The sequence below is a fragment of the Pseudoalteromonas sp. Z1A2 genome (assembly GCF_011378755.1).
Classification (GTDB): Bacteria; Pseudomonadota; Gammaproteobacteria; order Enterobacterales; family Alteromonadaceae; genus Pseudoalteromonas; species Pseudoalteromonas distincta.
In genome coordinates this window covers 106,421-118,842 of the sequence record NZ_WTKX01000013.1, presented here as the reverse complement: position 1 = coordinate 118,842, position 12,422 = coordinate 106,421, and the positions used below count along the sequence as shown (strand labels likewise).

The 12,422-nt window shown below is 41.7% G+C and carries 9 protein-coding genes; 4 read left to right on the top strand and 5 right to left on the bottom strand.

All coding sequences use genetic code 11. The features are described from left to right. Positions 1-117: 117 nt before the first annotated feature. The 5 genes from GQR47_RS11025 to GQR47_RS11005 all read right to left on the bottom strand — a co-directional run bounded on the left by GQR47_RS11025 (position 118) and on the right by GQR47_RS11005 (position 4,689). Positions 118-327, bottom strand: a complete 210-nt coding sequence (locus tag GQR47_RS11025; protein WP_024595869.1) for a cold-shock protein — start codon at positions 325-327, stop codon at positions 118-120. 425 nt (positions 328-752) lie between these two features. Then, entirely contained in the window at positions 753-1,757 is a 1,005-nt protein-coding gene (locus GQR47_RS11020; RefSeq protein ID WP_182724839.1) for a YeiH family protein, read from the bottom strand. Further along, the gene (locus GQR47_RS11015) at positions 1,757-2,752 is read right to left on the bottom strand and encodes a TauD/TfdA family dioxygenase (RefSeq protein WP_024595867.1); all 996 of its coding nucleotides are present in this window, start codon (positions 2,750-2,752) and stop codon (positions 1,757-1,759) included. Before GQR47_RS11015 ends, GQR47_RS11020 begins: the two co-directional genes overlap by 1 nt. A gap of 9 nt (positions 2,753-2,761) precedes the next feature. Next, the gene (locus GQR47_RS11010) at positions 2,762-3,724 is read right to left on the bottom strand and encodes an aldo/keto reductase (RefSeq protein ID WP_024595866.1); all 963 of its coding nucleotides are present in this window, start codon (positions 3,722-3,724) and stop codon (positions 2,762-2,764) included. 215 nt (positions 3,725-3,939) lie between these two features. Then, complete coding sequence (locus GQR47_RS11005) at positions 3,940-4,689, bottom strand: GntR family transcriptional regulator (RefSeq protein ID WP_024595865.1); 750 nt, start codon at positions 4,687-4,689, stop codon at positions 3,940-3,942. 180 nt (positions 4,690-4,869) lie between these two features. Here GQR47_RS11005 and GQR47_RS11000 point away from each other — a divergent pair, with 180 nt between their 5' ends. The 4 genes from GQR47_RS11000 to GQR47_RS10985 all read left to right on the top strand — a co-directional run bounded on the left by GQR47_RS11000 (position 4,870) and on the right by GQR47_RS10985 (position 12,291). Next, on the top strand, positions 4,870-5,637 hold the full coding sequence (locus GQR47_RS11000; protein WP_024595864.1) for a sulfite exporter TauE/SafE family protein: 768 nt from the start codon (positions 4,870-4,872) through the stop codon (positions 5,635-5,637). A 107-nt stretch (positions 5,638-5,744) separates the two neighbouring features. Beyond that, positions 5,745-7,805, top strand: a complete 2,061-nt coding sequence (locus tag GQR47_RS10995) for an alpha-xylosidase (RefSeq protein WP_165723771.1) — start codon at positions 5,745-5,747, stop codon at positions 7,803-7,805. 102 nt (positions 7,806-7,907) lie between these two features. After that, positions 7,908-9,647: a solute:sodium symporter family transporter gene (locus GQR47_RS10990; protein ID WP_024594848.1), complete on the top strand. Its 1,740-nt coding sequence runs from the start codon at positions 7,908-7,910 to the stop codon at positions 9,645-9,647. Positions 9,648-9,855: 208 nt separating this feature from the next. Further along, positions 9,856-12,291, top strand: coding sequence for a TonB-dependent receptor (locus tag GQR47_RS10985; protein WP_024603488.1), 2,436 nt, complete (start codon positions 9,856-9,858; stop codon positions 12,289-12,291). The last annotated feature ends 131 nt before the right edge of the window (positions 12,292-12,422 follow it).

Below are 12,422 nucleotides of genomic sequence, written 5' to 3'. Positions count from 1 at the left end.
ACTTGAGGATATCGTGCAGGATTATTACTAAAACAACTCGGTACTAACAAATAAAACAAAACTTCTTTCAAACTAGTATTCAAAATGGGCTATTGCTAACCCATTTAACGAAAGCAATTAGATGCTAACGATGTTTTCAGCTTGTGGGCCTTTTTGACCTTGAGTAACAGTAAACTGTACACGTTGGCCTTCAGCTAAAGTTTTGAAACCGTCGCCAGAGATTGCGCTGAAATGTGCGAAAACATCAGGACCAGATTCTTGCTCGATGAAACCAAAACCTTTTGCTTCGTTGAAAAATTTAACTGTACCAGTTGTAGTTGTAGACATAATAGTATCCTAAGGATTAATAAAAGTGCGCCTTAAATTAGGCAATTTAACAGGAAGAAAACATACATTTAACTGAGGATAACGCGAAGGATTATTACTAAAACAACGTGGTACTTACAAATAAATAGGGTTTTCTGTCAACCCGATGCGAGGCAGGATAACAGTAAATTAAAGTATATACCAAGCCCTATTGTAAATTTATTTTAGAGTAAGTACTTTATTTGTTTGTTGTTTTTTTAACTAATTAGTTATGATTAAGATGATATTTTATACTTTTAAAATAAAGGTAAGCTTTGTTTAATCAATACGTTAAGCCTGTTTTTGTGCGTAGTTTTAAAGTAGGCAAAATACAGCTTTTAATTGGTTAAAACATGACCTAATTACCTACTAATTTTTTTGAGATATACCCTAAATAATGTAATTCTTTAGCTCCAAATTACAAATCCAAGTATTAATAACGCAATCCAAAGTGTTTCAGCCACAATTAAAATAATGGGTTTCATACCTACTTCGGTTAGTTTTCCTAAATTAGTTTTCATACCTATGGCTGAAATAGCAGCAATTAAAAAGAACTGCGAAAGTTCGTTAGCGGTTTCAAGTACTATTGTAGGAACTGAAAAGCAGCTATTTATTACCATAAGTATTACAAAGCCAATTAAAAACCCAGGTACTTTAGGTAACTCTCCGTGTTTTTCTTTATTTGAGTGATTAATAACAACCATCATAATAAGTACAACGGGTAGTAGCATTGCAACACGTACTAGCTTAGTTAGAGTTGCTATATCGCCTGTCTCGGGTGATACCGAATAACCTGCACCCACTACCTGGGCTACATCATGTATTGTGCCACCTAAAAATACGCCTGCATTATGGGCGTCAAACTCAAGATAATTAACCACGATAGGGTAGAGGATCATAGCTAGAGTCGACATGGCTGTTACGCCAATAACGGTTAATAAGGTGTCGCGTTCTTTATGTTCGCTGTTTGGCATAATAGACGAGATAGCCAGCGCAGCAGACGCTCCACAAATAGCAACCGAACCACCTGTAAGTGCACCAAAGCGCTTTTGCAAGCCAAATGCGCGTGCTAGTACTACGCCTAAAATAATAGTAGTAAATATAGCGCCCGCTAGCATAAGTGCTGTTTGCCAACCCAGTGTTACTAAATCTCCCAGCGCTATGCGTGTGCCTAGCAGTACTATACCTACACGCAAAACCGTGGTGCCGGTAAAATCGATACCTTTGGCGCAAGGGCTATCGCTTTGATACAAAAATGAGACTGCCATACCCAGTAACAAAGCAAACAACATGGCTGGCGCGCCGTAATGCTCACTCAAAAATAAGGCGGCAAGGCCAGTCATTGCAGCAATGCTGGCACCTTGCCATAAAGGTGATATTTTACAGCTTAATTTACTGCTTAAGCGCTGCATTACGCTTTAGCTGCGGTAAGTGCTACTAATACTTGGCGCTTACGTTCACCTGTAAAAGGGCGACGACCATGCATAGCCATTTCGTTATCAACTAAAGCAACGTCACCGTCTTGCCATGCAAGATCAAAGGTAAATACTTTAGAAAGCTCAACAATTTTATCAAGTCCTGCTTTGGGTATTGCACTACCATCGCCAAAAGTAATGGCGATTGATGGGTTTTCGCGTACACCTTTCCAGCCCATGTAAGCGGCAATCAGTTGGTTATAAAAAACCTGTACGTTATTTTCAAGAGTTACTACCGCAGGCAGTACCGGTGTAACGGCTTTTAGTGAGCCGTCTTCAAGCCATTCCCACTCGTAACCAAGTTCGGTTAATTTATTATGTGCTTCGTCTTTGGTTTCTACACTTAGCGTACTTTTCCAGCTTCGGCCTTGGCCTGATGTTGCGTCGTCAGCGGCTGGCATATAGGTGGTATATTTTAGGCCTTTGTGTTCAAAATCATGGGCAAGTTTACTGTCGTATTCTTTTAATGCGCTAAATAACTTATCTGATCGGCAAAGAGGTGTTGCACCACCTTCTTCTGCGGCCGATTTACAAAAGAAGAATAACTTACTTGGCGAAATAGGCGTTTGCGCCATTTCGTGATGTAAGTATATTTCTACATCTTTTGGCGCTTCGTTGGCTGTAAATACACGCTCGGTAAAATTAATACGTACCGCGTTAGACAGTGACTCTTTATAAGTAAAATTGTCGTAATCAAACCCTGCTGAAAAAGTATCAAAGGTTTCGGCGCTATTTACCGGGAAGCCACGAAACAGCACAGCACCTGAGCTGCGAAGCTTTGTAGCCAGTTCACTTTTATTCGCGCGAATGAAAGCTACCGCTTCTTCAACGGTGCTGGCGTTATTGTTATTAACCACAATGCACGGAAAAACCGAATCATCGAATGTTAATTGAGTTGGCACTGAGGCGTAGTTAATTTCGGTAGCTGACATTGTATGTTCCTAATCGTAAATTGGGTGAAAACGGTTAAAGGCAGCTTCACAAAAGTGCCCAGGGTCGTTAAATCGGCGATTACTGTTAAGCGCAGAAATTTGCGCCATTTCTTGCTCTGTTAATTCAAAATCAAACAGTGCGAGGTTTTCTTTCATGCGTGCAAGTTTTGAAGTTTTTGGAATAATGGCTGTGCCGCGTTGCACGCCCCAGCGAAGAACTACTTGTGCTGGCGTTTTGCCATGATTGTGTGCAGCCGCTTTAACAACGCTTTGCTCAAGAACTGATTCAGTTTTATCAGCCATTTCTAGCTCAAGGTATGAAAGCGCACCCAGTGGTGAAAACGCAGTAACCGGAATATCGTACTGCTTAGCTAATCTTACTAATCGCTCTTGCGTTAAATAAGGGTGCGACTCAATTTGCAACATAGCGGGTTTGATATTTGCGTAGGTCATTAAATCGTGAAGCAGCGCGCTTGAGTAATTACATACTCCAATGCGTTTAGCTTTGTTGTTATGTACTTGCTCTTCCATTGCTTGCCACGTTAAATATAGCGGCACTTTTGCCAGCTCCATTTGTGGATTTTGCGCGTCTGGGTCAACAAACCACTCTGGTGGATAGCGGGTTTCTATTGGCACAAATGTTTGCGCAATCGGAAAATGAATTAGGTATAAGTCTAGGTAATCTAGCTTTAAATCACTCAGTGTTTTATCAATCGCGAGGCCAACATGCTCTGGTGCATGAAAGGTATTCCACAGTTTTGATGTTACCCATAATTCTTCGCGAGTACATAAACCATCGTTTATTGCTTGGGCTATGCCATCGCCTACTTGTTCTTCGTTACCGTAGTCTGATGCGCAATCAAGATGGCGGTAACCTGCCTTAATGGCTTGGTATACCGTTTGCGCACAATCTTCTTGTGCTACTTTCCATAAACCGAACCCTACTGGAGGGATATTATTTAATGAACTCATTGGGAATTCCTGTTAAAAATGCATAATGACTTGGGTCTTGTATAAGACATAAGTTATTATACGAATCAAACAGTGTCAATACTGTGTTAACAGCAAAGTAGTAAATGGGTGGGTTAAAAAACCTACAGGCAGCAAAAAGGCAGCGTTTGCTGCCTTTAAAAAATATTTAATTATTATGCGCTAAAGTGAGTTTTTAGCACTAAACACGCTTTTAATTAATCAAGTTCAATTTGATAGTGGTAATGATCGCTACGGCATTTGCTTTGGCGGTATTCAATTAGCTTACCTTCGATTGATTCGGTAATTCGTGATACCAACAGCAGTGGGTCGCCAGCTTTAATAGCAAGCATTTTGGCATCATCAGCTGTAGCAAGTACAGCTTTAATACTGTCTTGGGTTTTGTGTACAGTTTGGTTAAATTTGGTTTGATAGTAATGGTACAATGTATGCGGAATATCACTACTTTGATGTATATCAGGAAAGTAGCTTTGTGGTAGGTATATAGTTTCGCTCATGCAAAATTCGTTATTAAGAATGCGCCTACGAACAAGCTTGGTAACTTTGTCTTTTTTATTGAGTTGTAACGCTTCTATTACTTCAACTGGCGCTGCACAAAGCTCAACCGATAGCAGTTCAGCCTTTGGCAAATCGGCACCTTTACCGTCTGCTTGTAACGGAAAAAACCTAAATAAGGCATCTTGCGCGGTATGCTCTGATACAAACGTACCAACGCCTTGGCGACGAGTCACTATTTTATTGTCGGTTAATAAATTAAGTGCTTTACGAACCGTACCTTGGCTTACGTTAAATTCTTCAGCAAGGCGAAATTCGCTTGGTAGTGCTTCGCCAGGTACCCAGCGTCTTTCAACAATGAGCTGTTTAATATAATCAGCCACTTGTAAGTAAAGCGGTTGAAAAGCCAAGCTTGGGCCACTTAATTTGTGATCAAACATAGAGTTACTCATTATTATTTACCATTAAATTTAATCCACCTGTAGTTATATCATAGGTGAAACCTTTTACGCATATTTGCGCTAGCTCAATTAAACGTGAACTACTGCTGTAATGTTTTATAGGCGCAGAATATACATTATGCCTAAAAACAAATCGTTACACTACAATAGCTCACCCTTAGGAAATTAAAAGTGCTCAGTATTTCTTTTGAACTCATTTTGCTTATGGCGTTGTGCCTAAGCCTTGCCACTGTAATGCAAACTCTTAGCGGGTTTGGCTTTGGGTTGCTGGTGGTTGCAAGCTTTACGTTGCTTGATGTATTGCCACTTACGGCAACTACATTTTTAGTGAGTTTGCTAGGGTTAGTTAATTCAACAACCGTGGTCGTTAAGAACCGCAGTTCGGTAAAAGTACCCGAGCTAAAACTTATGTTGTATACCGGTATACCGTTAATGCTGATAGGTTTTGTGCTACTTGAGTTTATGTCGTCGCATTTAACGCACTATTTAAACTTTATTTTAGGTGTAAGTATTCTGCTGTGCTGCGCTTTAATGCTGATTGGCCGCGATCGTGCTAATAAACAAAGCCGCCCTCGTTCGTTTTTAATAGCTGGAGGGGTGAGTGGATTACTTGGTGGGTTGTTTTCAACCTCAGGGCCGCCGCTTGTGTTTCAGTGTTATAAACAAAGTTGGTCTATTGAAGCTATTCGCAGTACGTTATTAGCGGTATTTACTATTGGCGGGTTAGTACGTGTAGGTATCGCTTTATTTGGTACTTTGCCGGGGCTCGACATTATGTTTTTAATTGCAGCGGCTATTCCCTTAGTGTTGTTAGTTACGCATTTTGCTCGTAAATTAACGCCTTACGTTGACGCTAAATGGATACGCATTATAGCTATTACGTTACTAGGACTGAGCGGCGTATCGCTGGTGGCTACATCGGCACCTGGCATTTTTTAAAAAATGCGATGTAAATAATTCATCTTGAGTTTATTTACGTTGACATGGGGATTACAATTATTTAACTTGTGTCTTATACAAGACTAATAATTGGTTAAGGAACTCCCATGAATGCATTTGAATTACGTGAGCCAGACTGGAACGCAATAGAACCAGCACGCTTAACCGCACAGCCAAAGTTACAAGGTAATGTGTTGGTTTTGCCCACTCAGTTTGGTGATATTAGCGTAACGATAAGCCAGTTTGGTTTACGTTTAAATGCAGGCACCACGCATGACGAGCAGTTTAAAATATTAACCACAACCCCATCAGAATACCCCCTCACACTTAGCAAAAACAATAATGATTACAGTGTAAGTGGTGGCGAATACCGGCTAGAGTTTTACTGCGACCCTTTTCATTTCAAACTTTATAAAAACGATGAGCTAGTGCAGCAATCAGCAACCGATGGCCACTTTGTACGCCAGCATCGTTTACCGCCACTGGCTAAAACTGATAACGGCTGGATATTAAGCTTAGAGCTTAACTACGATGAGGCCGTGTATGGTCTTGGCGAAAAATGGGGAAAGCTTGATAAACGCGGCCAACTTATTCGTTCATACAACCACGATGCGCTAGGCGTTAACGCCGAAAAGTCTTATAAAAACACACCGTATGCATGGAGCCCAGAAGGCTGGAACTTATTTGTACATACACCTGCGCCGGTAACTCATGGCGTAGGTTACGCACTGTGGTCGCAACGCGCATATGTATGTTTAGTTGAAGATGACGCGCTAGATGTATTTTTATATCAAGAACAAACACCTGCCCAAAGCATTAACCGTTACTGTGAGCTAACAGGTTTTGCACCGGTGCCACCGCAGTGGAGCTTTGGTGTTATTTTATCAAAAGCGTATTACAAAGATGCTGACGAATTACTGAGTGTTGCCCGCGAAGTGCGTGCTAAAAATATGCCGTGCGACGTAATTACTCTTGATGGCCGCGCATGGCAAGACACCGACACCCGCTTTGCATTTGAATGGGATCCAACACGTTACGCCGACCCAAAACCAGTGCTTGATGAACTAAAAGCGATGGATTTTAAAATTTGCGTATGGGAATACCCGATGATCTCGGTAAATAACCCATTATTTGCTAAAGCGGCCGAAAATGGCTGGCTTATAAAAGATAAACGCACCGGTAAAGCGTATCAATACGAGTGGGATTTAAGCCCATTTGGCGAAGTACTTACACCACTACCAGAGTCGGGTATTTTAGATTTTACTCACCCCGACGCTTACGAATACTGGCTCGAATCGCACAAGCCATTGTTTGAGCTTGGCGTAGATATGATAAAAGCAGACTTTGGCGAACAGCTAGAAGACGAAAACATGGTATCGCACAGTGGCGACAGCGGCATAAGATTACACAACGTTTACAGCATGTTGTATAACCGCTGCGTTTTTGAGGCCGCCGAAAAATACTGTAAAACAGGGCCATTTTTGTTTAGCCGTTCAGCATGGACTGGCAGCCAACGTTTTCCTGCACAATGGGGCGGCGACCCACAGGCCGATTGGCAGGGTTTAGCGGCAAGCATTCGTGGCAGTTTAGCGTGGGGCATGTCGGGCGGGCCATTTTTTGCAACCGACATTGGTGGTTTTTACAAAGACACCCGCGACGCAGAACTTTACGTGCGCTGGGCACAAGCGTCGGTATTTAGCGCACATATGCGCTTACACGGTATTGGTCCTCGCGAACCTTGGTCTTACACAGAGCAAGCAAGTGATGCGGTATTTGCAGCGCTTAAACTGCGCTACCAACTTATTCCTTATTTAGAGCAAAGTGCCATACAAGCACAGCAAACTGGCTTACCAATTCAGCGTGCAATGGTTTTAGCATTTCCTGATGATGTGCTAGCGCATAGTTTTGATCAGCAATTTATGTGCGGTGAAAAATTGTTAGTAGTGCCGTGTGTCGTGCCAAACGGTAAAGTGAAGTTTTATTTACCACAAGGCAACTGGATTCGCTTTCCTGATAAACAATCTTACGAAGGTGGTAAGTACTACGAACACACACTTGCACTTGAAGAAATGGCAGTATTTGTACGCGAAGGCGACAGCCTAATGCTTGGCCCAGAGGTTCAACACACAGAACAAGACATGAGCCAATTAACAGCATGGCCTAAATAAAACTCGGCTTAATAAAAAACACACACAACACACATACAACACACAATAATAAAGATATTAGCTTACTTTTTACCGAGTAAAGTAAGCTAAAGGGGGCGCAAGATGGAAGGTATGAACATTACCATGACACTGCTATCGTGCTTGGCGTTTATGGCGCTGGTGGGATATATCTCGTACCAAAAAACCAAAGGGGAAGTTAACACCCAAGATGGCTACTTTTTAGCGGGTCGTGGGTTAACAGGTACATTTATAGCAGGGTCAATGATCCTCACTAACTTATCGGCCGAGCAACTAATTGGCCTTAATGGCTCAGCCTATGGTTACAACCTAAGCTCAATGGCGTGGGAAGTAACCGCAGGAGTATCAACCATCATTATGGCGTTGATCTTTTTGCCTCGTTATCTAGCGGGCGCGTTTTCTACCTTACCTGAATTTTTACGGGATCGTTTTGACGATACCGTACGACGCATGACGGTGATCTTATTTATGGTAGGGTATTGTTTTATAACGATCCCTTCTGTTTTGTACTCAGGATCAATTGCCGTACTTAGACTTTTTGATGTACCCACCTTATTAAATATGAGCTACCAATCAAGCCTAATTGTGACCATTATTACAGTGGGCTCAGTTGGGGCTATTTATGCTGTATTTGGTGGTTTAAAGGCGGTTGCGGTCTCAGATACCATTAATGGTGTTGGGTTACTTATCATTGGTATTTTAGTACCAACACTGGGCTTAATTGCATTGGGTGATGGTAGTTTTTCAGAAGGGTTAAGCACCCTAGTAAACACCGACACAGAAAAGCTCAATGCTATTGGTAGTAGCGATGATCCCGTGCCATTTGGCACTATTTTTACAGGGATGATCTTAGCTAATTTGTTTTATTGGGGCACTAATCAGTATGTGATCCAGCGTACATTGGGCGCTAAAAACTTAGTTGAAGGTCAAAAAGGGGTGTTGTTTTCAGGGTACTTTAAAGTGCTAGTACCGTTTATGATGATGATCCCTGGCGTTATTGCTTACCATCTTTATAAACACGAAAGCCTGCCAACTATCGATTTAGCTTACCCACATTTGGTAAAAGAAGTGCTTCCACAGTATTTATCTGGCTTCTTTTTGGCCGTATTGCTAGGTGCTGTATTTAGCTCATTTAATTCATTGCTCAACAGCGCGGCGACCTTATTTTGCTTAGATGTTTATAAGCCAATGAAAAAAAATAAGGTAACAGACAGCCAACTTATAAAAGTAGCCAAAATTACTAGTATTGTTATTGCCATATTGTCGTTTATAACTGCGCCATTATTGATGTTCGCACCTGAAGGTTTATGGCACATAATTCGTGTGTTTACAGGCTTTTACAACATTCCGGTCATCACAATTGTATTGGTAGGTTTGTTTACTCGAAAAGTACCTGCACTGGGCGCTAAAGTCGCGATTATATTCCATATTATTGCCTACACCTTGCTTAAATTTGTATGGGATGTAGACATTAACTTTATTCATATTTACGCCATTTTGTTCTTAATTGAATTGGTGATAATGCTGGGTATTGGTTACTACAAACCACTTAAAACACCATGGCAATTTACACGCAAAGCTGAGGTAGACCTTAACCCTTGGAAATACGCATTACCTTGCGCAATTGTATTAGTAAGCTTGATTGTTAGCTTATATATATTATTTTCGCCACTCGGATTGGTTGGTGGAACCAGTGTGTACTTTGTACCAAGTTTAGCTGCTGTATGGTCTACAGCCTTAGTGCTTAGCTGGTGGAGTGTACGTCGTTGGCAGGTTAGTTACGAAAATAGCTTAGCGCGTATTGGTGCTAAAAACGCCGCATAACCTGCGGCTATATTCTGTATACCAAACTTAAATCACATTTAATTCACATAATGTTTGCATTAGTAAGATAGTTTGTTTAAATTTAAAGCTCTTATATAAGATATAAGAGCTTTAAGGAAAGTATCACACACTGACACCGCTTTATTAGCAACACACACAATTGCTAGCGCGGTACCACACAGCACACACGCACAATATGGAGAATGACATGAGAGCTAAAAAGTCCGTCTTAAGCTTGGCAGTCACGTTAGCAATGACAACCGGTTTAGCGCTTAGCGCGCAGGTACATGCGCAGCAAGAGCAAACCGAACAAGAACAACAAAAAACAGAAACAGCTAAAAACGATACGTTTGAAAAAATAGTCGTTACTTCACAAAAAAGAACGCAAAGTTTAAACGAAGTACCTGTTGCGGTATCGGTACTTAATAGCGATCAAATTAATTCAGCTTTTGCTAATAACATGGAAGGCTTACAGTCACTTGTTCCTTCGGTTAGCTTTAGAAAAGGCACCACAACCCGTAACTCAGCACTAACAGTGCGCGGTATTGGTACTATTTCATTTAGTATTGCTGCCGAGCCAAGTGTAGCAACTGTTGTTGATGGCGTGGTGCTTGGGCGCTCGGGTCAAGCATTTGCCGATTTATACGACGTAGACCGCATTGAAGTATTACGCGGGCCACAAGGTACATTGTTTGGTAAAAACGCCTCAGCAGGTGTGGTAAACATAACAACAAAAGATCCCTCGTACGACACAACAGGCAGCGTAGAAACCTCGTTTTATCAAGATAACGAATACCGTTTTAAAGGCGTTATAAGCGGCGGTTTAACCGACGACCTAGCGGCAAGCCTAACGGTATTTAAAGGTAAATTTGACGGTTACATTGATAACGTTTACAACAACGAAAAAGTAAACGGTTACGACCGTGAAGGTGCACGTGCTGTATTTAAATACGAGCCAGAGGATGACTTAAGCGTAAAATTTATTGCTGAATTTTATAACGCTGACGATGATTGTTGTGCCGACTTAGAAGCACTACCAAGTGGCCGTAATCCAGATTCAAAATCAGTACCAAATAGTAACGGTATTGTTGATGGCGTAGCCGATATTGATTTAGACCAACGCAGCGTTGATCACGACTACGAGTCGCGCACAATTGACGAACATAGCGCGTTTTCGGTACAGGTTGATAAAACAATTGGCGACTATACATATACTTCAATTACTGCACAGCGTTCGTGGGATAACACAGAGTACCGTGAAGGCGACTTTACCTCTATTGCTGGCGACAGCAGCGAGCCGGTATTTGACGCGCCGTTTCAATTACACGATTTAGGTGCACAGCAATGGGATCAGTTTTCGCAAGAATTTAGAGTCACCTCAAACCTAGCTGGGCCATTTAACTATGTGGCTGGCTTATTTTACTGGAACATGGACTCGCAACGTAACTTTACCCGTGACGCAAGTTGTCAAAATAACGGTGGCCAACTAGACGCTGCAATGGCGTATTACGCGCAAAATAACTTATCGGGCGCTGAGCTTGATACAGCGCTTGCTGATTTAGAAGGTTACACACAAGGCCTAGGTGTTAGCTGTAACGCAAACGATATTGTATCGGCCACTGCTTTTATGAGCACAGAATTTAATAACTGGGCCGCTTTTGCCGATGGTACTTACGATTTATCTGAAGATTTACGCGTATTATTTGGTATTCGTTACACCGATGATGAAGTGTCGTACACGCATCGCCGTGTAAGTAATGATGTATATGGCCGCACCGGTGTAGGCGTGCGCCCAGCAACACTTAATACAGATGATGAAGGTAAAGCCGAAGAAACCAACGTATCGGGTCGTTTAGGTATGCAATACGATTTAGGCGATGGTCAAATGGTATACGGTACTTACTCGCAAGGTTACAAAGGCCCTGGTTTTAATATTTATTATAACTTTAACCCAGACACCGATAGTCGCGAAATAGCACCTGAAGAGTCTGACGCTTATGAAATAGGCTACAAATACGCAAGCCGCGAATTTGTATTTAACATGGCGCTTTTCAGAACCGAAATTGAAGGTTTTCAAGCTAACAACTTTGACTGTTCAGACGGCACTTGTATTACGCGCTTAACCAATGCGGGTGATGTAAGTACGCAAGGTGTTGAAGTTGACTTTATGTGGGCTGCAACAGAGTCGCTAACGCTTACCGGTGGTGTTGCTTACATTAAAGCTGAAATTGACGAGTTTAATTGTCCGGCAGAGGTAGCCGCAGGTTCATGTACTGACCGCTCAGGTTTAGATGTACCATTTTCGCCAGATTTAAAATACTCACTAACGGCTGACTACTTTATTGAAACCGACCATGGCTTTAACGTACATATTAACGGCTCTTACATTTACACCGACGAGCAATACTCAGACCTACCAGACAACGTAGGCGAATTTAACCCAGCCGCTTTGTTACCAGATTACGGTATTTTAAACGCAAGTGTGGGTTTATCGTTTAAAGATGACGCGTTTAGAGTGTCGCTTATTGCTAAAAACTTAACAGATGAAAGCTACGCAACTACCTACAGTGGCGATAACTTCCGTTACCAAATACCACGTGATGCTGAGCGCTACTTTGGAGTATCGTTTAAAGCACGTTTTTAATATTTAAATAACTCCCTCAATAATTTCCCTACAAGCGCAACGTTTTACACGTTGCGTTTTTTTTGTGACTTATCTTTGTAATAGTTTAGTCATTTTACTTTCATTAAAATTACCTTTATCAGTCACATCTG